This window comes from Herbaspirillum autotrophicum (assembly GCF_001189915.1).
In the GTDB taxonomy this organism is placed as follows: Bacteria; Pseudomonadota; Gammaproteobacteria; order Burkholderiales; family Burkholderiaceae_D; genus Herbaspirillum; species Herbaspirillum autotrophicum.
The window spans coordinates 72,865-95,401 of the sequence record NZ_LFLS01000018.1; the positions used below are offsets into that span (position 1 = coordinate 72,865).

The 22,537-nt window shown below is 59.6% G+C and carries 20 protein-coding genes; 19 read left to right on the forward strand and 1 reads right to left on the reverse strand.

Annotated features, from left to right (window positions below):
• Positions 1-301: 301 nt before the first annotated feature.
• The 19 genes from AKL27_RS15130 to AKL27_RS15220 all read left to right on the forward strand — a co-directional run bounded on the left by AKL27_RS15130 (position 302) and on the right by AKL27_RS15220 (position 20,876).
• Positions 302-2,554, forward strand: coding sequence for a sigma-54-dependent transcriptional regulator (locus tag AKL27_RS15130; RefSeq protein WP_050463681.1), 2,253 nt, complete (start codon positions 302-304; stop codon positions 2,552-2,554).
• Between the two features lie 14 nt (positions 2,555-2,568).
• Positions 2,569-3,765, forward strand: coding sequence for a DUF917 domain-containing protein (locus AKL27_RS15135; RefSeq protein ID WP_050463682.1), 1,197 nt, complete (start codon positions 2,569-2,571; stop codon positions 3,763-3,765).
• Positions 3,766-3,784: 19 nt separating this feature from the next.
• Positions 3,785-4,495 carry an aspartate/glutamate racemase family protein gene (locus AKL27_RS15140; protein WP_050463683.1) on the forward strand — a complete coding sequence of 237 codons (711 nt, stop codon included), beginning with the start codon at positions 3,785-3,787 and terminating at the stop codon, positions 4,493-4,495.
• A gap of 527 nt (positions 4,496-5,022) precedes the next feature.
• Positions 5,023-6,708, forward strand: coding sequence for a ShlB/FhaC/HecB family hemolysin secretion/activation protein (locus AKL27_RS15145; protein ID WP_050463684.1), 1,686 nt, complete (start codon positions 5,023-5,025; stop codon positions 6,706-6,708).
• Positions 6,709-6,826: 118 nt separating this feature from the next.
• On the forward strand, positions 6,827-7,006 hold the full coding sequence (locus AKL27_RS15150) for a Flp family type IVb pilin (RefSeq protein ID WP_050463685.1): 180 nt from the start codon (positions 6,827-6,829) through the stop codon (positions 7,004-7,006).
• Positions 7,007-7,071: 65 nt separating this feature from the next.
• A complete protein-coding gene (locus AKL27_RS15155) occupies positions 7,072-7,617 on the forward strand; it encodes an A24 family peptidase (protein ID WP_157056939.1) in 546 nt (181 codons plus the stop codon).
• A 16-nt stretch (positions 7,618-7,633) separates the two neighbouring features.
• Complete coding sequence (locus tag AKL27_RS15160; RefSeq protein ID WP_050463687.1) at positions 7,634-8,104, forward strand: TadE/TadG family type IV pilus assembly protein; 471 nt, start codon at positions 7,634-7,636, stop codon at positions 8,102-8,104.
• Positions 8,105-8,135: 31 nt separating this feature from the next.
• A complete protein-coding gene (gene cpaB, locus AKL27_RS15165; RefSeq protein ID WP_050463688.1) occupies positions 8,136-9,092 on the forward strand; it encodes a Flp pilus assembly protein CpaB in 957 nt (318 codons plus the stop codon).
• A gap of 80 nt (positions 9,093-9,172) precedes the next feature.
• The gene (locus AKL27_RS15170) at positions 9,173-10,483 is read left to right on the forward strand and encodes a type II and III secretion system protein family protein (RefSeq protein WP_083439078.1); all 1,311 of its coding nucleotides are present in this window, start codon (positions 9,173-9,175) and stop codon (positions 10,481-10,483) included.
• Positions 10,484-10,530: 47 nt separating this feature from the next.
• The gene (locus AKL27_RS15175) at positions 10,531-11,778 is read left to right on the forward strand and encodes an AAA family ATPase (RefSeq protein WP_050463689.1); all 1,248 of its coding nucleotides are present in this window, start codon (positions 10,531-10,533) and stop codon (positions 11,776-11,778) included.
• A 68-nt stretch (positions 11,779-11,846) separates the two neighbouring features.
• Positions 11,847-13,166, forward strand: a complete 1,320-nt coding sequence (locus AKL27_RS15180; RefSeq protein ID WP_050463690.1) for a CpaF family protein — start codon at positions 11,847-11,849, stop codon at positions 13,164-13,166.
• Positions 13,166-14,104: a type II secretion system F family protein gene (locus tag AKL27_RS15185; RefSeq protein WP_050463691.1), complete on the forward strand. Its 939-nt coding sequence runs from the start codon at positions 13,166-13,168 to the stop codon at positions 14,102-14,104. The genes AKL27_RS15180 and AKL27_RS15185 overlap by 1 nt, the downstream gene beginning before the upstream one ends.
• A gap of 1 nt (position 14,105) precedes the next feature.
• Positions 14,106-15,047, forward strand: coding sequence for a type II secretion system F family protein (locus tag AKL27_RS15190; RefSeq protein ID WP_050463692.1), 942 nt, complete (start codon positions 14,106-14,108; stop codon positions 15,045-15,047).
• A 3-nt stretch (positions 15,048-15,050) separates the two neighbouring features.
• Positions 15,051-15,836 carry a tetratricopeptide repeat protein gene (locus tag AKL27_RS15195; RefSeq protein WP_050463693.1) on the forward strand — a complete coding sequence of 262 codons (786 nt, stop codon included), beginning with the start codon at positions 15,051-15,053 and terminating at the stop codon, positions 15,834-15,836.
• A 19-nt stretch (positions 15,837-15,855) separates the two neighbouring features.
• Positions 15,856-16,188 carry a DUF3613 domain-containing protein gene (locus AKL27_RS15200; RefSeq protein WP_050463694.1) on the forward strand — a complete coding sequence of 111 codons (333 nt, stop codon included), beginning with the start codon at positions 15,856-15,858 and terminating at the stop codon, positions 16,186-16,188.
• A gap of 10 nt (positions 16,189-16,198) precedes the next feature.
• On the forward strand, positions 16,199-18,316 hold the full coding sequence (locus tag AKL27_RS15205) for a pilus assembly protein TadG-related protein (protein ID WP_083439073.1): 2,118 nt from the start codon (positions 16,199-16,201) through the stop codon (positions 18,314-18,316).
• 28 nt (positions 18,317-18,344) lie between these two features.
• The gene (locus AKL27_RS15210; protein ID WP_050463696.1) at positions 18,345-18,719 is read left to right on the forward strand and encodes a DUF4282 domain-containing protein; all 375 of its coding nucleotides are present in this window, start codon (positions 18,345-18,347) and stop codon (positions 18,717-18,719) included.
• 9 nt (positions 18,720-18,728) lie between these two features.
• Positions 18,729-20,102, forward strand: a complete 1,374-nt coding sequence (locus AKL27_RS15215) for a sigma 54-interacting transcriptional regulator (protein WP_050463697.1) — start codon at positions 18,729-18,731, stop codon at positions 20,100-20,102.
• A 66-nt stretch (positions 20,103-20,168) separates the two neighbouring features.
• The gene (locus tag AKL27_RS15220; RefSeq protein WP_050463698.1) at positions 20,169-20,876 is read left to right on the forward strand and encodes a DUF2968 domain-containing protein; all 708 of its coding nucleotides are present in this window, start codon (positions 20,169-20,171) and stop codon (positions 20,874-20,876) included.
• A 150-nt stretch (positions 20,877-21,026) separates the two neighbouring features.
• Here AKL27_RS15220 and AKL27_RS15225 read toward each other — a convergent pair whose 3' ends face one another.
• Complete coding sequence (locus tag AKL27_RS15225; protein WP_050463699.1) at positions 21,027-22,508, reverse strand: collagen-like triple helix repeat-containing protein; 1,482 nt, start codon at positions 22,506-22,508, stop codon at positions 21,027-21,029.
• Between the last annotated feature and the right edge of the window lie 29 nt (positions 22,509-22,537).

Sequence of the window (22,537 nt, forward strand, 5' to 3'; positions counted from 1 at the left end):
CCTCCTATTTCCATGATGCAATAATGCTGAAAATGAGGTACAACAGATCAAATTCACTGGATATGTTTGCATAAACAGATCGAATAAAGAATCGAAAAAGAGCAAATTCAAGTCTCTGGCCATGCCTGCCATTTTTAGAAAAATTGCTGCTATGCGCGTCTCCTTACTGCTCATCTGGTATACCGGCAAAATCAATGAGCCGCCTCAGCGATATGCATAACCCGATCCCGGAACCACAATGCCGACTCTGATCAAGAGCTGAAGTTATCGACGACAAAAGATCAACACGGTTAAAAATCCTATGAGCGAACCGCCAGTCATCGGAACCGCCCCTAATTTCAAGAGCCTGCTGCGCATCGTTGACCTTGTGGCGCCGACCAACCGGGCCGTCTTGATATGCGGCCCCACCGGCGCCGGCAAAGAGGTTATTGCCCGTCTTATCCACCGCCTCAGCAGCAATCCGGATACCCCTTTCATCGATATCAATTGCGGCTCCATCCCGGAGCATCTGATCGAGGCCGAGTTCTTCGGCCACACCAAGGGCGCGTTTACCGGCGCGGTAGCCAACCGGGTCGGCTATTTCGAACTGGCCGGCGCCGGCACCCTGTTCCTCGACGAGATCGGTGAACTACCGCTGTCATTGCAGCCAAAACTGCTGCGCGTGCTCGAAATGCGCACCTTTCGCCCGGTCGGCTCCACCGAGGTACGCCATTTCAGGGGCCGCATCGTCGCTGCCACCCATCGCGATCTGCAGGCGCTGGTCGCCGGCAACACGTTTCGCGAAGACCTGTACTACCGGCTGGCCAACTTCGTGCTCGATATTCCCGGTCTGGACCAGCGCAAGGAAGATATCCCGGCGCTGGTATCGCATTTCGTTTCCCTGCAGGCGCGCCAGATCAGCTTTACCGCCGAAGCGATGGAGTATTTGTGCCAGCATGCGTGGCCCGGGAATGTCAGAGAACTGCGCAGCCTGATCGACCGGCTGGCGGTGCTGTCGGACACCCCGCGCATCACCACTGATGTACTGACGGCATTTCTGGCGCCATCCCTGCCGGCTTTCTCCCTGGAAACATTGGCCGACGAGCTGCTCAAGCTCAAGGGCGGCAACAAGCTGGAAGCGGCAGAACGGCTCCTGATCGACCGCGCCATGCAATTATGCGGTGGCAACAAGAGCGCCGCCGCCAACCTGCTCGGAGTCGGCCGCAAAAGTGTCGAGCGGCGTCACGCCGTGCGCGAAGACAAGCTCACGCTGGCCCAACGCGATCTGAACCAGGCCCGCAGCCTGGTCGAACAATCGGCATTCAGCGAAGCGATTCCGATTTTGGAGCGGGCGCTGGAAACGCTGGTCAGCGTTGCCGATCAGGACGAATACCGGTTGCTGCACTTTGAATTGCACCGGTTGCGCGGCGTCAGCTACCGCAGCATCCATGGCTGGCTCGACGTCCATGCCATGCATTCTTACGAAACCGCACTCAAGCTCGGTTATCAACTGGGCGATCTGGTGGACCTCGGATCGTTGCTGTTCGGCTTCTGGACTGCGCAGTTGATGTCACTGCAACTGGGCAAGGCGCGCGCCACGGCGCAGGAAATGTTGCAGCGTTCGCAGGCCGGCGGCAATCCCAACGCCATCGGCGAAGCGCACCTGGCGATGGCCAACACCCTGTTCTGGCTGGGTGACAATGAAGAAGTGCTGGCCTGCCTGCAGCGCGGCGACCTGTTACCCGAGAACGGTGACGAACGAATCGGCGCGCAAGGCTTCGATATCGTCGGCCTGGCCATGACACTGGAAGGCCTGACGCTGTTTCAGACCGGTTCCTTCCGGCGCGCCCGGACCACGATGGAAAAGCTGCGTCTGCGCGGGGAGCGGGAAGCTGCACTGACCTTCAATCGCGTTATTTCGCTGCAAGGCGCCGCATGGCTGGCGTGCCTGTTCGAAGATGCCGCGCAACTGGGGCCGCTGGCCACCATGCTGGAATCCATCGCGCGCATTCATGGCTATGCCTTCTATCAGGGCATCGGCAAATTCTTCATCGGTCAGCATCTGGTGTTCCAGGATGCGTTCGAGGAGGCCGAGCATCATATGCACGACGGCTATGAAAACTACATGCTGCGCGACGGCGGCAAACTGTTCCATTCCTTCCAGGCCCGCAAGCGCGGCGAACTGTTGCTGCTCACCGGCCGTGCCGCGGAGTCCGATGCGCTGGTATCCGAAGCGCTGGACATTGCGATCCAATCCAACGAGCGCGCTTATCTGGTCGAACTGCAGATCGCCAAGGCCAGAGCCCGGCAAGCCATGGGGGATCTGAGCGGCGCCGAAGGCGGCTTGCGCAACGCCTTGTCAACCGCGCAAGTACTCGGCTCGGTACCGCCACGCATTGAAGCCGCCACTTGCCTGGCACATCTGCTGCGGGATTCCGGCCGCCAACCGGAAGCGCTCGACATCATGAAAACCGCGCTGCGCGAGGTAGAAACAGACACACCGTTCCCGACCCTGATCCGGGCATGGGACATCCGGCATGCGCTGGAAGTTTTTCCGGGCATCACTGAAATCTGACAAAGGAGAAAAGTATGGCATTTGAGCTAACTACTGCCGATGTAGAGTCTTTATTGCTGGGGGGATGTTTTTTTGGCAGCGGGGGCGGCGGGACCCTGACCTCGGCGCGCAGTCTGGCCTCGCATTTCAAGCGCGGCGATTATTACCCGAGTGACCGGGTCCGGGTCGTCGGCGTCGATGAAGTCGATGCCGGGGATACCGTGATGGTCGCCTATCTCGGTTCACCCGCCGCGATCAACGGCGCGACCTATCCGGAAGGTCCGGTAGCAGCCGTGCAGCAGGTACAGCAGCGACTGGCGGCCAGCGGACGCAAGCTGGCGTATGTGGTACCGCCGGAAAGCGGGGCACTCGGTTTTCTGGTGGCATGCCTGGTGGCGGCCAAACTGGATCTGGCGGTGATCGATGCCGACGGCGCCGGACGTGCGGTGCCGTCGCTGCCGCAATTGACCTATGCCGCCGACGGCGTCAATCCGCGTCCGACCTTTCTGGTCAGCCAAAGCGGACTGTGCGTCGAACTCGACGTCAAACCGCGCGGCGACGCCAATGGCTGCTCCTCGCACCAGCAAGATGTATCGGCCATCATCGATCAGATGCTGCGCCCGATCGTGGCCGAATCCGATTTCGGCCAGTTTGGCGGCCTCGCGATCTGGATCATGGAACCCGCCAGATTGCAGAGCGCCTTGCCAATTCGCGGTACGCTGACCCGGGCACTGACGCTGGGCCGGGCATTGCAGATGGGCAACATCGCCAACGCCGGACAGTTGCTGGATTTTCTGTCGGCCCGCTTCACATTGCCGGCGCGGCGCATTTTCGGGCCGGCCAGGTTCATCTCGGCAGAACTCGATACCAGTACCGGCTTCGATCTCGGCAAGGTACGCCTGCAGGCCGGCGACACGATTTGTACCGTGTTGTACCAGAACGAATCACTGCTGACCTGGGTCAGCGACCAGCCGCAACCGGTTTGCATGGCCCCCGACAGCATTGCTTACTTTGTTGAGGGCGAAGGCCAGTCAATCTTTTCCAATGGCGATCTGGTGCTGGCAGATGGCTCGCTCAATCCGGCCCTGCTCGATCACACCGTGACCTTGATCGGCATCCTGGCCGATCCGGCATTGCAACGCGGCCTGATTCTGAGCAGTTTCATGAGCCTGCTGGTCAGCATGGGCTACCTCGGCCCCTATGTACCGCTGACCGCGTCCGCCAACCAATAAATCCTCAAGGAATTTGTCAATGACAGCTATTCGTATCTGCGTCCTGGCGCCGGTCGCCACCGACGCCTTCAACGCCCGCCTGCTGGAATCCATCGCGCCGGTAATTCCGCCCGATGTGGAAGTCGAAGTACGAAATATCACGCAAGGCCACAACTGCATCGAAAACCGGGCCGACTGGTTGCAAAACGGTTATCCCGTGGTGGAACTCGCCAAAGCGCTGGAACAGGAAGGATTTCACGGCATCTGGCTCAGCGATTTCGACATGTGCGGGGTGGAAGCCGCCCGGGAAGTGATCGACATACCGATCATCGGTGGCTTTCCAACCTCTGCCTTCAGCGCGCTGGCGCTGAGCGGGCGCTTCTCCATCATCACGGTGCTGCAAAGTACGCTGGCGATGCAAAGAGAGCATGTGCTGACCTATGGTTTGCAAGACAGCTTTGCTTCCATCAAGGCCATCGATTGTCCGGTCGATCAACTGGACAACCTCGATATCGTGATCGGCAAGGCGTTTCAGGCGGCACTGGAAGCGATCCGCAACGATGGCGCGCAATCGCTGCTGCTCGGTTGTACCGGCTTTGTCGGCGTCGCCGCCAAGGTATCGGCGTTACTGGAAGAGGCATTGCAAACCTATGTGCCGGTGATTGATCCGAATCAGGCCGGGTTCAGTTTCCTGGTTTCGCTGGTGCGGATGAAGGTGCGACCCAGCCGTCTTTGCTACAGCAAAGCCTGATTTTTACCTGACCGGATCGTCGCCACGCGGCGATCCGGCGCCCCGCAAAGTCACTCTCCCGTCCTTCTTTTTGCCGTCGCTGCCGCGACGCGAGACACCCCGTTTCGTCCATTTCGCGCCATGACAGTGGACGAAATCGTCCACATTTTTCTCATTCGGCCACCGCTCGCGCCAAAAAAAATGGCGAAAAAAAAATCCTGAAAATAAAAAAACACTGGTGATCAGTAACGCAGCAGATGAAACGTTAGCGCGATTTACAAACCATCAATATCACAACGCCAAGCTTTTGTTCCCGTCGTTACGTTACATCAACGCCGCAAAAAAAAGCGATGGCGGCAAGCCGCAAATCTGCCTCCCGGGAGCGCTCCTGTTACGCAAAAAAATTGACGGCCGGTTACCCGGGGTTGCCGGGTGGTATGGAATTTGCTGAAAGGGCTGTCGTGCAGCATCTTATTTCGAATCGGTGATCCGCAAATACGAGAAGTGTCATCTCTCCGGAAAATCACCGCGCATTGAACAGGGGACCTATGCCAAGAGCCGCGAACAGCACCGCCGTCGTTGCACTTGCCAGCGCATTGCAAGCGCTGGCCTGGATGCCCGCAATATGTGCGGCGGAAGGGCCCGGCCAGGGCAACCCGCTCGATACGCTGCCCAAGCTCAATCAGATTCCGCCGCAACCGGTGACGGTCGATATCAAGCAACCGGAAGTATCGCCGGCGCTGCAACAATTGCTGGCCAAGCGCATCGTCCCCGCAAGTTTCCAGATCGCCGGCGTCAAGGCCTTGCCGTTCGAAAGCATTGCGGCGCAGTTCACGCCGCTGGCCAATCGTGAAGTGACGATTGCCGAGATACTGCAAGCGGCAGAACAGGTGACCCGCATGTATCAGGCCGCAGGCTACCCCTTGTCGTTCGCCTTCGTACCGGTGCAATCGTTTGCCGACAATGTCGTGATCGTCAATGTCGTCGAAGGCTACGTTGATCAGGTTCGCATCAACGGCAATCCCGGCGCTTCCGAAGAGCGGCTGCGCAAGGTTGCGGAACAACTCAAAAGCGACCGCCCACTGCGCCAGGCGACTTTCGAACGCGTCACCGGCATTCTCGGCCTGCAACCCGGCATGCGGATTGCCGCCACGGTACAACCGCCCACCACCACGGACGGCGCCACCGAAATGACATTGGAGGTAAAGCGCATGCCGGTCACTGCGGCGCTCAGTCTGGATACCGCAACCTCGCGCCTGCGGGTCATCGCCGGCGTGACTGAAAATGGTCTGATCGGACTCGGCGAGCAGATTTCGGTCAGCGCACTGGTACCGACCGGCAGCAGCGGCGAACAATATTACGCCGCCAACTACGCCCAGCCGATCGGACAGGATGGCTGGCTGGCGCAACTGAATCTGTCGAGCTACAAAAGCAATCCGGACAATGCCGATCTGGTTCCGCTGCAATTCGCGTCCAGCTATCACACCAAGACCCAGCGCGTCGGTGCCAATCTGAGCTATCCGCTGATTCTGAACAATCGCGAAAACCTGACGCTGAGCGGCGGCGTCTACGCGGCCGAAAACAGCAACCGCTACGACCGCACCGTGCCGGCGCTCAATCCGGTGCTGGAAGTGCGTTCCAACGTCCGGGTCCTGAGTCTCGAAGCATCGTGGATCAAGGCCGGTGACAAATCGACCACCCAGCTCAGCGGCGGCATCTTCAAGGGTTTCAATACTGCCGGCGCCAGCGTCAGCAACAGTAATGTCGATCTCGACTTCGTGCGCCTGCGTTCACAGTTTTCCTACGCCCTGCAATTGCCGGCCGGTTTCGGCATCAGGCTGTCGGGCATCGGCCAGTACAGCAGCAATATCCTGGCGACCTCGGAACAAATCGGATTTGGCGCCAGCATGTTCGGGCTGGCCTATCCGGCCGGCGAAATCGCCGGCGACAAGGGCTGGGGCGTGGCGCTGGAACTGAACCATGCCTTCACGCTCGACACCACCTATCTGAAACGTCTGCAACCGTATGTCATGGCAGACAGCTCGCGCGCCTACAGCAACGCCGGCCCGCTGACCCATGACCAGCTGGCGTCGCTCGGTCTGGGCGTGCGGCTCAGCGACCAGCGTTACTACGTACTGGATCTGTCAGTCGCGCAGCCGGTCGGGAATGTGCCATTCAATGCCAGCAGTCGTTCGCCCCGCGTCAATCTGACGTATTCGTATCAGTTCGACTGAGATTCGCAGCACGGTTTTTTGCGGTGTTTTTTTTGAAGTGTTTTTGATCAACCAGCAGTGTAGCAAGCAGCGAAGTTGAAGCAGTCGTACCCGTCGTTTTTTTAATCAGGAGAGCATTATGAAAGCAGCAGTAATCAAATTTCTCAATGATGAAGCAGGCGCATCCGCAATCGAATACGGCCTGATCGCCGGCATGGTGGCAATCGCCATCATTGCGGGCCTGACCACGATTCGCACCCAGCTGATTGCGATTTTTGCCGCCATTGGCACCGCCCTGACCACGGCGTCGACTCCTTGAACAGACAACACGCCGGTCGGCGTTATGCATGACGACCGGCGTTGTTGTCGTTGCGTTCGCAGAGCATGATGCACGCTCAGAATTTCTCATTGATATTCTGGATGGGCCTGCTGTTGTCGTTGTGTAGCGCCGTATTCGTCTATGACGTCAGTGTACGGCGGGTGCCCAACAGACTGCTGCTGGCAGCCTTGGCAGCGCATGCGGGCGGCATGCTTTATACCGGTCATGGTATCGGCGGCATCAGTGCGGCCGATGCCATGACCGGTGGTCTGATCGGACTGGCGCTGTTTGTACCGCTCTATGCTTTTCGTGCCATGGGCGCCGGTGATGTCAAATTTTTTGCCGTGCTCGGTGTATTGCTCGGGCCGGCAGCACTGATACCGGTGTGGCTGATCGCCAGTTTGTTGGCCGGTATGCACGCCATTGTCTGGTATCTGCAACGGCGCCAGGTACTGACACTGTTGCCGCGTCTGGGTCAGGTAGCACAGCAGGTGACGTACAGCGCTTTTTATCAGCGTCTGATAGAGCGCCGGAATGGCCGCGCCGGCATTCCCTATGCAGCCTATCTGGCGCTGGCGGCAGTCATGGTAAGCAGTTGGCAACATTGGTAAAAATAAGGGGGCAACGATGAATGCAGAACATGCCTGCGCAACAACCCGCAGCCCGCAGCGACAACGCGGTATTGCCGCCGTCGAATTCGCCATCGTATTTCCGCTATTTTTCATGGTCTTCTACGCCATCGTGACGTATGGCCTGATCTTTATTGCCCAACAATCCATCACGATGGCGGCCGCCGAAGGTGCGCGTGCCGCGCTGCGTTATGCGGCCACCGACGCCCTGCGCACCACCAATGCCCGCAATGCCGCGCTCGGCAACGGCAGCACCGCCTATTGGCTCAATGGCCGGCTCAGTTTCAGCGGCACCATCGCCGCCACTTGCCCATACAACGGCGGCGCCGTCACCGGACGCTGCTATACGGCGACGGTCACCTATGCCAACTATGGACAGAATCCGCTGGTGCCGCTGTTGCTGGGCGGTCTGATGCGGGTAGCGGTACCGACCCAGCTCAGCAGTACCGCGGTAGTGCAACTGGATTGAAACGGCAGCCCGGACAAAACAAAGGAACACCATGAACAACATAGGCAAATGGATTGCCGTGCTGCTGGTGCTGGCAGCTGCCGGTCTGGCGTCGCTGGCGTGGTGGCTGGGCAGCCGGCCGCCGCCGGTGATCGTCCGCCCGGCAACCCCGGGGGGCGCCGTGGTACCCGCTGCGCAATACCCGGTGGTGGTGGCAGCGGCAAAACTGGAACAAGGCAAACCGATTGCAGCCAGTGATGTCACCGTGCTCAATTTTCCAGCCGGTGCACCCGGCACGTATCAAACGCCGGCAGACGTCATCGGCAAGGTGCCGAGCATCGATATCGCCGCCGGCGCGATGGTGATGGAAACCGGCCTGCGCCATGGTCTGGCGCTGACACTGGCGCCCGGTGAACGCGCCATTGCGGTGGCCGTGGATGAAGTCATCGGCGCCGGCAACCGGATCGAACCCGGTGATTACGTCGATGTGTTTTTCACCTTGCGTCAGGGGCCGGAAATCAATCGCGGGCAATCACGTCTGCTGGCATCGCGGCAACGGGTGCTGGCCTACGGCGCGACAGCCGTCGGTGAACCAAACACCGATAACGGCAAGAACGGTCTGGTGCAGCCAGCCCCGGTCGCCGCCCGTACCGCCGTCTTGGCGACACCGGTCAACCAGGTCAATGATTTGTTGCTGGCAGCGCATAACGGACGCCTGGTACTGGCGCTGCGCTCGCCGGCCGACCAGCAGGTTGCCGATGCCAGCCTGTTTGCCAGTCCGGCCACATTGCTGAACGTCAAAGGCGGCCTGACGCGCGCCCAGCAAGAAGCCATCACCACGCCGGAAAATCAGGCCTTCGCCGGCGTCGGCCTGCCGTCATGGGCGGGTGATGCAACACCGGCCCGGGCCCGGCCCGAATATCGGGCCAATACCTCGGCGCGCGCTTCATCGCCACGTTCGACCATTGAGGTGGTGCGCGGTACGCAACGGGAAGCGGTGCCGTTTTGAAAACATGCATGACCTGTACCCCGCGCGGCGATACGACCCGCACCACGCCTGAAACCAGTTTCTGTTACCGGAGCCGGCATATGAAATTACTTGCAAAGCTGTGCCTCGCACTCGGTGCCTGGATGCTGATGCAAATGCTGATGTTGACACCGGCGCAGGCGGAACCGGCCAGCATCACGCTGGGCCTGAAGGAACAACGCAACCTGAATGTGCCGTCGACGCTGGAGCGCATCGCCGTAGCAGACCCGGAAATTGCCGATGTGGTGATCTTGCGGCCTTCGCACAAACAGAAATCGGCTGTCATGCTGGTGGGCAAAAAACCCGGCACCACCACCCTGACCATCTGGTCCGGCAACGGTGCGGCCGTCACCAGCCGGGTAACCGTCCTGAGCAATTTGCAGACACTGAATCCGCCAACCGGCGCCAGCGTGCAGGTCGCCGGTGACGCCGCCGTGATCAGCGGGCAGTCGCCGTCGCTGCTGTCGCACGTCGCCACCACCAGCGCCGCGATGGAAAGCGCCGGCGAAAAGAAATTGGTCGATACCGCCACCATCGCCACCAGTCCGGTGGTGCAAATCGACGTCAAGATTGTCGAATTCAGCAAGTCCGCACTCAAGGAAGCCGGCTTCAACTTCTTGTTCAATGCGGTCGCCGGCGGTTTCAACTTCAATCTGGTCAGCAATCTGACCAACAGCAACGTCACCACCCCGATTGCCTCGGCATTCAATCTGACGGTCGGCAATAAATCCGGCAACCGCAACGCCAGTCTGCGCCTGATTGAAGGCAACGGACTGGCACGGGTGCTGGCGTCGCCGTCACTGACCGCGTTGTCGGGCCAGAGCGCCAGCTTTCTCGCCGGTGGCGAATTGCCGATTCCGGTGGCCGGCGGGCTCGGCACCACCACCATCATGTACAAGCCGTTCGGTATCGGCCTGACCGTCACGCCGACCGTACTGGCCGCCAACCGCATCGCATTGAAGGTGGCGCCGGAAGCCAGCGAAATCGACTACAGCAATGCCATCGTCAGCGAAGGCGTGTCGATTCCTGCGATCACTACCCGGCGCGCCGACACCACGCTGGAACTCGGGGATGGCGAAAGCTTCGTGATCGGCGGGCTGGTATCGCGCACGACGCGTTCCAATGTCAGCAAAGTGCCGTTTCTCGGCGATCTGCCGATCATCGGCACATTTTTTCGCAGCATGACTTACTCACAAGATGAAAAGGAACTGGTGATCATCGTCACCCCGCATCTGATACGTCCGATTGCCAAAGATACACCGTTGCCGTTGCCCGGCGAGAAGCAAGAGCGACGCAATTCACCCGGCAACGCCTGGGGTTCGTATCTGATGGGTATCAGCAGCAAAGATGATTTGCCAGGATTTTCCAGGTAATACGGGAGGGACATGTGGAACAAGCCATAGACAAGCGAAAAAGCAGCATGAACACCATGAACGACGAAAGCAAATTTCTGTTCGTTGCCGCCAGCGATCACTATTTGCAATGGCTCAACACTACATTGGGCAAGTGGGATATCCAGTATCAGAAACCGGCGCTGTTGCCGTTGCTGCTGCAGCGGGTCGGCGATTTGAAGCCGCGCCTGATACTGCTCGATTTTTCCGGTAACGACAGCGCAGCACGGATTGCCGAAACCGTCGAACTGGCGCGTGAACTGCACAAGACGATTCCGGATTTGCCGCTGGTCGCGGTCGGCAGCATCAGTTTTCCGGAAGGAGCGGTAGCAGCCTTGCGCGCCGGCATCCATTATTTCATCGACGTCGCCTCGCCGCCTGAAGAAGCGCGCAATACGGTAGCGGAAATCCTGACCCGGCCATTCGGTCAGGGGCCGGAAAAGCGGGGCCGGCTGGTGACCTTGCTGGGAACCCGCGTCGGCGTCGGCACCACCACACTGGCGGCGCATCTGGCCGACCTGCTGCAAACCGATCATCCGCAATCCGAAGCGCAGCAGCCCGGCACCACCGAGGATCGCGTCGCCCTGCTCGACCTCGGACTGCCGGCCGGTGACGGCCAGGTCTATCTGAATGTCAGCAGCAGCTTTCATTTCGCCGACGCGGTACGCAATCTGCGCCGCTTCGACGCCACGCTGATCCATACCGCGCTGGGTCGCAGCCGCAACGGCATCAAGGTCTTGTCGTTGCCGCAAACCGCAGCGGAAATGCGCACCCTGGCGCAGGAAGATTCGGTCGCATTGCTGGAGCGTCTGCGTACCTATTTCGATGTCTTGATCGTCGATCTTGGCGGCTTCTCTGATCGCATCTTCACCAGCCGCATTGCTTCTGTTTCTGATCAGGTATGGCTGATTACCGACCAGAGTGTCGGCGCGCTGGTCTCCATGCCGCCGCTGTTGCAAGACCTTGAAAAAAATCAGGTTGACCGCCGCCTGCTGCATCTGGTGGTCAATCGCTATGACCCGCGGTTCGGCATGGAGTCTGCCCAAATCGCGCAACGCTTCGATCTGCATCTGTCCGGCGTGGTGCCGGAGCGCACGCTGGAACTGATGCGCAGCACCAGTCAAGGTCGCCTGCTGCACGATGTCGCACCACGCGATCCGTATGTGCGTGCCGTGCTGGAACTGGCACACAAGATTTCGGCCCCGGTTGCCGGCGTCGGCGAACGCAAGAACTGGACTTACTGGCTGCCGCATTTTTTTGCCCGGCAAGGTTCGTAAACCGGCAGTCATTGCATCGGCAGTACCGCCCGCTGACGCAGCAGGCATTCACTGAGAGGTAGTCCGTGATGAATGAAGAAACCGAATTTAGCGAGCAGGATCAAGCCTTCAGCAATACCCAGAAATTCCAGGATATCAAGGCTGCCGCCTACGACAACTTGCTGACCCGGATCGAAGAACTGGGGGCCGAGTTCGGACGCTGGTCGCGTTCGGCGATTCAGCAATTCGTCAATCTGGATGTCGACGGCTTCGTGCGCTTGCGGCGCATTCCGCTCAACGAGGATGAAGTGCGCCAGATCGCCGACGCCCTGACCAAGGAACTGGCCGGCCTCGGTCCGCTGGAAGACTTGCTGGCCGACGGCGCGGTGGAAGACATTTTGATCAACGGCTACAACGATGTCTTTGTCTCGCGCAACGGCGTGCTGGAACGGGAAGTACTGCGTTTCACCGATAACAGCCATCTGCTGCGCATCGTGCGCCGCATTCTGGCACCGCTGGGACGCCGCCTCGATGAATCCAATCCGATGGTCGATGCACGCTTGCCCGATGGCGGTCGTCTCAACGTCGTGATCGAACCGCTGGCGGTGGACGGACCGATGGTGTCGATCCGGAAATTCCGCAAAGATCCGCTCAAGCCGGTCGATTTGCTGCATCTGGGCACGCTCAGCGACGATCTCTACGGGTTGCTGGAAGAAGCGGTAAAAGCCCGCTGCAATATCTTGATTTCCGGTGGCACCAGTTCCGGCAAGACCTCGCTGCTCAATGCCCTGGCGTTCTTCATTCCCGAGAACGAGCGCGTGGTGACCATCGAAGATACTGCGGAACTGTCGCTCAATCATCCGCACGTGGTCCGCCTGGAATCCCGCATCGGCAGCTATGAAGGCAATGGCGTGGTGACCATTCGCGATCTGATTCGCAACAGTCTGCGCATGCGTCCCGACCGCATTATCGTCGGTGAAGTGCGTGGTGCCGAAGTGCTGGAAATGCTGCAAGCCATGAATACCGGCCATGACGGATCGATGGCAACGATCCACGCCAACACCCCGCGCGAATGCCTGCACCGGATCGAGATGCTGGCCGGTTTCGCCGGCTTTCAGGGCAGTGAAAGCAGTTTGCGCCGGCAGATTGCCGGTGCGCTCGATTTCATCGTGCAGATCGGCCGCTTGTCGAGCGGCCGGCGCCGCATCGTCTCGATTACCGAAGTCACCGGCGTCGGCGACAACATCATCACCACGCAAGAACTGTTTCGCCACGAAAGCTTCAACAGCCAGGATGGCGAGGAAAAGGACCGTTGGGTGGCGCTCGGCATCCAGCCCCATTCACCCAAACTGCAACGCCGCCGGCAATTGTCGGGAACGGCTGGCAGCCACCGGCCGGAGCGTCGCTGATGTCGCCGCTGGTACTGTTGCTCGGCGCCAGCGCCTTGGTGCTGGTAGCGATTGCGCTGCTGTTGTGGCACAGCGTGCAGTTGCAGGGGCAACAAGAAGCGATTGCCACCTTCGTCGATACCCAGCTCAGAAATGCCGTACAGGAAGTCGTGCCGGAATCTGCCCAGTCGCAGGAAAAATTGATCGCGCCACGACGCGGTGCGCAACAGTGGCGGCACTTTTTCCTGCACGCCGGCATCGATCCGGATCGCAAATTGATACTGCAACTGCTGGTGCCCGGCGTCTGCCTGGCAGCGGCAGCGCTCCTGTTCGGCAGTTTCCTGTCGATGCTTGGGGTGCTGGTGCTGTATGTCGTATTGACCTACTTCCGTTACTGGCTCAAGGCGGTACGCCGGCATCAACGCATGTTGCATCAGTTGCCGGATTTCCTGGATTCGATGGTGCGTCTGGTATCCATCGGCAACAGTCTGGAGTCGGCATTCCAGGCTGCACTGCTGACCGTGGAGCCGCCCTTGCGCGATTTGCTGGAGCGCGCCAACTCGCTGGTGCAGGCACGGCTCGATCTGGAAGATGCATTGAGTCAGGAAGCGCGCATCTTTCGTCTGCTGGAACTGGAACTGGTCGCCGCGGTGATCGGCATTGCGCTGCGCTTTGGTGGCCGCGCCGACATGATTCTGGAGCGGATTGCGGCCTTCATGCGGGATCGCGAATATGCCTATCAGGAATTGCTGGCGCTCTCGGCCGAGATCAGATTGTCGGCATGGATGCTGGCGCTGCTGCCGATAGGACTGGGTATCTTCATGATCATTTTCAACAGCGACATGTTCATGCAGATGCTGCAAGACCCGATCGGAAAAAAAATGCTGATAGGTGCCGCCGTGCTGGAAATGATCGGTGCATGGTGGTTGTATCGACTCGCAAAATCGGTGCAGAGCTGACATGACACTACAATCCCTGACCATCCTCGGCTTGCTGTTGCTGTCCCTGATCGCTCTGTTCGGGGGCGTTTTTCTGCTGGCGCAGAGCTGGCGTCGCAGCCGCTCGGCACGGATTCTGGATCAACTGATCGAGCAACAGGAACGGGCCGCCAAGCCGGCCGATGACGCCGCGCCATTGCATTGGCGGGAGCGTTTGATTGCCGCTTGCTCGAGCTGGCTGGAGACCCCGCTGGGACGCCAGCTGGTGGCGGAAGACGACCGCCAGCTGCTGGATCAGTGCGGCGTCAACGACAATCAGGGTAAAACCTTGTTCTTCATTGCGCGCCTGACACTCGGCGCGCTGCTGCCGGTATTGCTGTGGCTGCTGGCGCCGGTAAGCAGCAGCGCAATGCTGCTGGCGATTGCCTTCTGCGGACTGGCCGCCGGCTATATGAGTCCCAAATGGTTCATGCTGAAGGTCGCCGCCGCCCGCCGCCGCAAAGTGGCCGAAGAACTGCCGTTGTTCATCGACCTGTTGCGCCTGCTGCAAGGTGTCGGCCTGTCGATTGATCAAAGTCTGCACGTGGTTCAGAACGAATTTTTCAATGCCCTGCCGATTCTGAGCAAGGAACTTGAAATCGCCTCGCGCCAATACATGAACGGCCGCACCCGCGAGCAATCGCTCAAGCGCTTTTCCAGCGTATTCGACAATCAGGAATTGCACGCCACCGCACGGCTGATCGTGCAGGTTGCGCAATATGGCGGCGCCGTGCAGGAACCGTTGAAACAATTCGGCGAACGCATCCGCGAAAGCCGCAAGCTATACCTAAAAGAAAAGGTCGGCAAGCTGACCGTCAAGATGACCAGTGTCATGGTGCTGACGTTGTTGCCATCGCTGCTGATCATTACCGGTGGCTCCGGTTTTCTGGCGATCATTCGTGCGTTATCAAAAATAGGGGGATAGGACATGAAGACATTACGGTTTGCATCCATTCTCTGGCTGGCCATGGTATTTCTGATCAGCGGTTGTGCCGCGCCGTCAGCGCGTCTCTATGCGCAACAGAATGAAGCGGCGCAACAACGTCAGCAACTGGAAGAGGCTCCCCCCAAGGCTGATAATCAGATGGTGTATCTGGACATGATCCGCACCATGCAGGATCGCTCGCTGTATTTTGCCTCGCTGGCCCATGTCGAAGCCTATCTGCAACTGTACGGAACATCGCCGGAGATCTTGCGCCTGCGCGCCGACGCCTTGCGCGAAACCGGACAGGATGCCGCAGCCGACACCGCCTACCGGCAATTGCTGGGGACCTCGCAAGCAGCTGCCGCCTGGCATGGTCTGGGATTGCTGGCCGCGCGGCATGATGACTATGTGGCAGCGGTCACGGCGTTGCGTGAAGCGGTACGCCGCCAACCCACCGATGCCACCATGCTGGGCGACCTCGGTTATGCCCTGCTGCAAAGCGGCAACAGTGCTGCCGCCCGCATCCCGATTGCACAGGCCGCCGAACTGGCACCGGAAAACCGCAAAGCCATCGCCAATCTGGCGTTGCTGTTGCTGGTCTCGGGCGATGGCCCGAAAGCACGCGAGCTGATGGAACAGGCCAAGTTGCCGGCCAACGTCAGAGCCGCCATTTTTTCGCTGGCTGACGACATCATCGCGCGTCACGGCGACAGCGTCGCCATCACGGTTGCGCAGCGGCCGACGGTACTTTCACCGTCGGTGCTGGAACGTTTCGCCACCGTCAAATAGCATTGTCCGGGAGACCGCCATGAAGAACCGCACCCTGTCATTGTCAGCCATGCTGGTTGTTGCCTGCTGGGCGTTGCCGGCAGCCGCGCAAGAAACCGCCGCACCTGCCGCCGAGGTTGCCGCCAGCGATACCACCACAACCGAAAAACCGGCGCGGGTACGTGTTGGCGACGCGACTCAGGCATTGCTGGCAACCCAGGTCAACGGCACTGCCGCCGGCCCCGCCTTGCCGATGCTGGGCGCTACCGCACAAGCCAGCTGGCTGCGCTATCAGGAAAGCTTCAAAAACAAGATTCCTGAGTTCTTCGGCAGCCGGGTCAGGACCAACACCGCCTCACCGGCCGGACAGTAACGAGGCCGATATGACACAGCCCTCCTCCGCCTTGTCAGTCATGCTCACCCGCGTGCCGCACGCCGGGCGCGGCCGGCATCAGCGGCAGCGTGGTGCGCTGGTACTGATGACGGCAATCTTTCTGGCGCTGGCAGTGATCCTGTTGGCCTCGATCGATATCGGCTATCTGTTTTACAAGAAACGGGAATTGCAAAAGACGGCAGATATGGCGGCGCTGTCCGGCGCTCAGCAAATCGGCAAGATGGTGACCGGCAATACCTGCGCCCAGGCATTCGCGGTAGCCACCGGCAATGCCGTGCAATCCAACAAATTCAGCGGCACCACGGTGACCCATTGCGGGCGCTGGGATCCATTGGTATATACCACGGCGCCCTACTATTCGGTCTATGCCGGCGGCGTCACGCCCACCGGCCAACCGATGCCGAATGCCATCAGCGTCACCCTGACGCAAAGCTATCGCAGCTTCTTCGGTATCTGGGTGACACGTCAAGTCAACGCCTCGTCCATCGCCAAGGTGGCAGTATCGGCACCGAATGCGGTATTTTCGGTCGGCTCCAGATTGCTGCAAGTCAACGGCGGCGTGGTACCCGGTCTGCTCACCGTACTCGGCGCCAATATCAACGCCAGCGCCGTCGGCTACAGCGGTCTGGCCAATGTCGGCATCAGTTCCAGCGGGCTGCTGGCCGCACTCGGATTTCAGATACCCCTGACGGCCGATGTCGGCACCATCAAATCCATCATTCAGGCCGGCACCCCGGCTTGCAATGCCGGGGTCTGCCCGTTGTCGACCTTGCTCGGTGCGATTACCACGGTCGGTGGTCAAACCAACCTGGTCAATCTGCTGGGAATTCAGGCCGGTCAACTGCTGTTGCCGGTCAAGTTGCTTAGCGATGCCAGTGGCCGCGGTCTGTTCACGCTGCTCGATGCCGCCAACGGCCAGGCCGCGCTGACTGCCAGCATCAATGCGCTGGAACTGATCACTGCCGGCATCGGCGTCGCCAACAGTCATCGTTTCGCCGATGTCATCACGCCGGTCAATATCCCCGGCTTGCTCAATTCCGATCTGCGCATCGGCCTGGTCGAACCGCCCTCGATCGGCATCGGCGGTATCGGCACCACCGCCTATACCTCGCAGGTCCGGGTATATGCCGATATCAACAGCAATTTACTGAATGCCGGCTTGCTGGCGGTCAATATTCCGATGGTGATCGATGTGGTCGACGGCTTTGGCACCATCACCGACATGTGCACCGTCAAATCGGGGACCAACGACACCGCCACCATTGCAGTGCAGGCACCGATACTCAAACTGTGCGCCGGCGCCATCAACGCTTCTTCGATCTTTTCGACCGCCGCCACGTGCACCACCGGCCTGGGGCCGACGCAGATGGTGAATCTGCTCAACGGCGCCTTGACCGTCAACACCAGTTTTTCGGCTGCGGCCTTGCCCAACAATGGCAGCGTCACGCTGATCAAGGGCCAGACCGCGACCATCGGCAGCAACCCCTTGGATCTAGCTACCACCATTAAAAATCTGATGAACGGCGTGCTAGCCAATCTGATTTCAGCCCTGTTCAATCAATCGAAAACCAGCGGCAATGGCACCGTCACCAACGCAACGTTGGCCCAAAATCTGCTGAGTTCCGTCAGCGCGGTTGGCGGTGCACTGAACAATGCCGTCGGCCAGGTCAATACCGCAGCATCGGTGTTGCAGACGTTTGTCACCAGTGTGATCAATAACGCCAGTCTCACCAATTCGCTGGGCACGCTGGTTACCGGCGTGCTGAGTTCGGTCGGCAATCTGGTGGGCGGCTTGTTGACCAGCGTCGTCAATCTGCTCGGTAATTTATTGGGGAATGTTGCTTGCGCACTGAGCGGAAATTACAACCAGTGCGTACTGAGCAACGAGCTAGGCGGCAGCCAGACCAAGAACGGCACCACCATCAGCAATCTGCTGCTGACCCTGCTCGGCATGGTAGTCAATGTACTACAACCAATTCTAAAATTAGTCGGTGATGCGCTGGCGACGCAACTCAGTACGCTGCTCGGCCTGCAACTGGGTCTGGTCGATGTCAGTCTGATCGATCTCAATTGCAGCAGCGGTACCACCGTCTCACTGGCTTACTGATGCATTTACTCTCGACTATGGAGCTGTCATGACCGCGCACACGACTGTACTTTCCCGAATCATGCCGGTACTCGCATTCGATCATCTGATCGCACCGCTGCTGATCAAACTGATTTACTGGATCGGCCTGGTGGCAATCATCAGCGCCGGTATCGGCATCCTGTTTTCCAGCGCGAATTCGGAAACTGGCCCCGGCGCGCTGATGGTGTTCGGTTCGACCATATTGGCGCTGCTGGTCTGGCGTCTGCTCAATGAGTTATTGATCCTGATGTTCAACATTTACGAAAAACTGGTGGATATCCGCAATCTGTTATCGACCGCCCGCAGCGCGCAGGATTTGCCGCTGCCTTCCGAATCTGCAACGCATGCCGACAATACCGTGCAGATGAACCTTCAGTTGTGAGAGAACGTAATGAAAAGCAAGCGACTACAGGAAAGCATCGATGTCTATGTGTGGGAAGGCAAGTCCGATATCGCCGAACGCATTGCACGTTGCCTCGGCAGCTTCGAGATCGACGTCATCCGCGCTGACAATATCGATATGACGCGCGAGCAGAACGGCCCCTCACTGTCGATTGCGGTCATCTCGGTGACCGTGATCGACAGTGCCGGCTTCAGTGCCGATGACTGGCAGCGAGCGCATGGCATGCCGGTGATCTGGGTCGCGGAAGCGGCGCGTGCATTTGATTCGCGCGTCTACCCACCCGAGTATTCGCATATTCTGATGCTCGATTTCACCTGCGCCGAATTGCACCGGCTGGTATTTCGGCTGGCCGGCGAGTTGCGGTCGAGCGCGGCGACCTCGGCGGCGGCCGAACCGTTCATTGCGCAATCGGACATCATGCGGACCTTGCTGGCGGAAACCGAAGCCTTTGCCGACTGCAATTCCAATGTCTTGATCGTGGGCGAAACCGGGGTCGGCAAGGAACGTGTTGCCAGTCTGCTGCATGAACGTCACAGCCGCTACGGCAAAGGGCCGTTCGTGGCGGTCAATTGCGGCGCCATTCCCGACGGCTTGTTCGAATCGCATTTTTTCGGCCATGCCAAAGGCGCGTTTACCGGTGCCATGTTCGCGCACAAGGGCTATTTCGAACAAGCCGATAACGGCACCCTGTTCCTCGATGAAATCGGTGACTTGCCGCTGTATCAGCAAGTCAAACTGTTGCGGGTGCTGGAGCAAAGCAAGGTCACCAAACTCGGATCGACTACCGAAGTCAATCTGGATTTCCGTCTGGTCGCCGCCACCAACCGCAATCTGCGGGAACTGGTGCGACAGGAAATGTTTCGCGCCGATCTGTATTACCGGCTGGCCGTCATCGAATTGCGCGTGCCGAATCTGGAAGAGCGCGGCGCTGCCGACAAGATTGCGATTTTCAACGCCATGCTGAAGCAGACGCAAGACAGCGAGGTAGTACCGGCAGCGCCCGACTGGTTGCTGCAAATGGTGGCGCAAACCCGCTTCGTCGGCAATGTGCGTGAATTGCGCAATATTGCCGAACGCGTCCTCATCATTCATCGCCAGCTCGGCGACTGGGAACGCGGCGCCATCGACCGCGTATTCACCTTGCTCAAGGAAATGCGGGAAGATACGTCGGACCCGCCGCTGCCAAGAAAAAAATGGGACATGGCCGACCGTGACCGCATCGTCAAGGCACTCGACACCAACAACTGGCGCCGGCAAGATACCGCCAACTACCTGGGCATCAGCCGCAAGGTATTGTGGGAAAAAATGCGCAAGTTCCAGATTGTCGACACCGATGCCGAATTGCTGGGAGAACTTGATTAGATCGCTTAGCATAGGGTGTGCCGCCAATCCGTTTCATCATTACTGCCACTGTTACCGGGAAACCAGATGACACCAAAGCTGCTGCGCCTGCGCCACACCATCGCACTGAGTCTGCTGATCGCCGCCGGCGGCATCAACGGCATCTCCATCGCAGCCGATGGCAAACCGGTGACCGCCATTTCTGCTGCGGACGCCGACGGCACCGACAAGATCACGATTGCCGAACTGGAAACCCTGATCAAAAACCAGCGCGTCGTCGAATTGCGAACTGCCTACAACGGCCCCTACGGCACCAGTCTGTTGTTCAATTCTGAAGAGATGACGTATTACATCGCCTCGTTTCAGCAAAAGAATTTCTGGCGTGTGTTGCGCATGACTTCTGATACCAGGGCCGAACAAACGTATCGCGAACAAATGGCGGAAACCGAACGCATGGCTGCCGCTGATATTCGCCGCATCAAACTGGAAGCGGAACGTCAGGCTACCGAAAAACAGATTGCGCAGAAAGCCAGCCGTTTGAGCGCCTTGCAAAATGACGCGGCACTACGCAAACAGCAAGAAGAAAAAATGGCACAGCAACAAGATCAAAACCGCCAGCAAGTGGCCGCCTTGTCCTCCGAACAGCAAACCGCGCGCACCCAGCTCACTACGCTGGAAAACAAGATTCAGTCGCTCGAAGGCGGTCAGGCCGAGTCGCCGGCACTGACGGTACAGACTGCTGCCGCAGAACCGGTAAAGAAACGCAAGCGCAAGAAGAAAAAAGTCGCTGAATAAGATCATCATTTGCTCTCTCCGTTGCTTGCCCTGAATCACATCGCTAACGTATCCGGATCTACCGCATCCGTATCTGCCAGCCTCACAATGACAATGCCCCGACCTTGCTGATCGGGGCATTTTGCATTTGCCGTCGGTTACCGGCGATCCTTACTTCTTGCCACCGCCCAGCAAGCCACCGAGCAAACCGGTTACCGGGGCCAGTGCCGAGCCATTGCTGCTGGTGCTGCCACTGGCGCCGGCGCCGACACCCACGCCAGCCGATCCGCTGAGGCCGCTGGTCAGGCTGCTGACCAGACCGGTTACCGGTGCCAGGATGCCGCCGGTGCTGCCACCGCTGACGCCACCTGTCACACCGCCAGTCAGGCCGGCAACCAAACCGGTGACGGGTGCCAGTATGTTGGTGCCGCCAGTGGTGCCACCGCTTGTACCGCCAGTGATGCCACCAGTCAGGCCGGCAACCAGACCAGTTACCGGTGCCAGCACGTTACCGCTGCCAGTGCCTGTGGTACCGCCAGTCAGGCCGCCGGTCAGGCTACCCACCAGGCCAGTCACCGGGGCCAGAATATTGCCGCCGCTGGTGCCACCGCTTACACCGCCGGTGATGCTGCCGCCCAGACTGCCGAGCAAGCCGGTTACCGGGGCCAGGATGTTGCTGCCGCCAGTGCTGCCGCCGATGCCGCCATTGAGACCGCCAGTCAGACCACCCAGCAATCCGCTCAACGGATCGGTGCCGCCGGCAGTGCCATCACCGATACCGCCGAGCAAGCTGCCGAGGCCGGTGCCATCACCCTTGTCATACAACACCACACCGGCAATCGACACGGTGTTACCGGTCGCTGTTACCACCCGGCCCAGACTGTCGATCACCGGCAATTTGGAACCGGTCACGGTAGCACCGGTGCCAGCGATTTGCTGACCCAAGGTGATCAGCAAGTTGTTGACTGGCTTGCCGAGGCCGGTCGCGCCACCGACGTTTTGGGTCAGCGTTGTGACCTGGCTGGTCAGCGGCACAATTGCATGGCTGACGGTTTGCGTGATTTGTTGTACCGGTCCGGTAGACAACGCGGTAGTCAGCGGTGCCGACAGCGAGCTGACCGTGGTGCCGACTTTGGTCACCAGACCGCCGGCGGTATTGGTCACCGGTGCCAGTGCTGACAACGGACCAGTGCCGAGGCTGGCGACCACGGCGCCGCCGTCCTGCACGACGGTACCGACTTTGCCGACCACGTTGCCGGTATTGGCGACGGTAATGCCGACCGGATCGTCAACCTTGCCCATTTGTCCGAGGCCGCTGCTCAGACCATTGCCCAGTGTGCTGATGATGCCGCCGGTGTCCGCCACCGTAGTAGCCAGACTCGATGTGGTGGCCGGGCTCAATACCGGCAGGCTGGCGACAGTGGTGCCGAGACCGGAAACGGTGGTGCCGGTGGCAGTCACGATATTGCCGGTGGCGCCGGCAACTTGTCCGGTCGGTGTGGTGCCGCTAGTCGTGGTTGGCGTACCGCCGCTGCTGCCGCCACCGCCCAGACTGGAGCCGGTCGATCCGCCGCCTCCTGCGCAACCGGTGAGGACAAAAGCGGCAGCGATAGCAGCAGCGCAAAACATGTTGTGACTTGGCTTGTTGATCATCATATTCCCCTTTACGACGCTCACCCTGA

What these genes read in the sequence shown, in the direction of transcription:
- AKL27_RS15130 (WP_050463681.1), top strand. Translation starts at nt 302, where the DNA reads ATGAGCGAACCGCCAGTCATCGGAACCGCCCCTAATTTCAAGAGCCTG.
- AKL27_RS15135 (WP_050463682.1), top strand. Translation starts at nt 2,569, where the DNA reads ATGGCATTTGAGCTAACTACTGCCGATGTAGAGTCTTTATTGCTGGGG.
- AKL27_RS15140 (WP_050463683.1), top strand. Translation starts at nt 3,785, where the DNA reads ATGACAGCTATTCGTATCTGCGTCCTGGCGCCGGTCGCCACCGACGCC.
- AKL27_RS15145 (WP_050463684.1), top strand. Translation starts at nt 5,023, where the DNA reads ATGCCAAGAGCCGCGAACAGCACCGCCGTCGTTGCACTTGCCAGCGCA.
- AKL27_RS15150 (WP_050463685.1), top strand. Translation starts at nt 6,827, where the DNA reads ATGAAAGCAGCAGTAATCAAATTTCTCAATGATGAAGCAGGCGCATCC.
- AKL27_RS15155 (WP_157056939.1), top strand. Translation starts at nt 7,072, where the DNA reads ATGATGCACGCTCAGAATTTCTCATTGATATTCTGGATGGGCCTGCTG.
- AKL27_RS15160 (WP_050463687.1), top strand. Translation starts at nt 7,634, where the DNA reads ATGAATGCAGAACATGCCTGCGCAACAACCCGCAGCCCGCAGCGACAA.
- cpaB (WP_050463688.1), top strand. Translation starts at nt 8,136, where the DNA reads ATGAACAACATAGGCAAATGGATTGCCGTGCTGCTGGTGCTGGCAGCT.
- AKL27_RS15170 (WP_083439078.1), top strand. Translation starts at nt 9,173, where the DNA reads ATGAAATTACTTGCAAAGCTGTGCCTCGCACTCGGTGCCTGGATGCTG.
- AKL27_RS15175 (WP_050463689.1), top strand. Translation starts at nt 10,531, where the DNA reads ATGAACACCATGAACGACGAAAGCAAATTTCTGTTCGTTGCCGCCAGC.
- AKL27_RS15180 (WP_050463690.1), top strand. Translation starts at nt 11,847, where the DNA reads ATGAATGAAGAAACCGAATTTAGCGAGCAGGATCAAGCCTTCAGCAAT.
- AKL27_RS15185 (WP_050463691.1), top strand. Translation starts at nt 13,166, where the DNA reads ATGTCGCCGCTGGTACTGTTGCTCGGCGCCAGCGCCTTGGTGCTGGTA.
- AKL27_RS15190 (WP_050463692.1), top strand. Translation starts at nt 14,106, where the DNA reads ATGACACTACAATCCCTGACCATCCTCGGCTTGCTGTTGCTGTCCCTG.
- AKL27_RS15195 (WP_050463693.1), top strand. Translation starts at nt 15,051, where the DNA reads ATGAAGACATTACGGTTTGCATCCATTCTCTGGCTGGCCATGGTATTT.
- AKL27_RS15200 (WP_050463694.1), top strand. Translation starts at nt 15,856, where the DNA reads ATGAAGAACCGCACCCTGTCATTGTCAGCCATGCTGGTTGTTGCCTGC.
- AKL27_RS15205 (WP_083439073.1), top strand. Translation starts at nt 16,199, where the DNA reads ATGACACAGCCCTCCTCCGCCTTGTCAGTCATGCTCACCCGCGTGCCG.
- AKL27_RS15210 (WP_050463696.1), top strand. Translation starts at nt 18,345, where the DNA reads ATGACCGCGCACACGACTGTACTTTCCCGAATCATGCCGGTACTCGCA.
- AKL27_RS15215 (WP_050463697.1), top strand. Translation starts at nt 18,729, where the DNA reads ATGAAAAGCAAGCGACTACAGGAAAGCATCGATGTCTATGTGTGGGAA.
- AKL27_RS15220 (WP_050463698.1), top strand. Translation starts at nt 20,169, where the DNA reads ATGACACCAAAGCTGCTGCGCCTGCGCCACACCATCGCACTGAGTCTG.
- AKL27_RS15225 (WP_050463699.1), bottom strand. Translation starts at nt 22,508, where the DNA reads ATGATCAACAAGCCAAGTCACAACATGTTTTGCGCTGCTGCTATCGCT.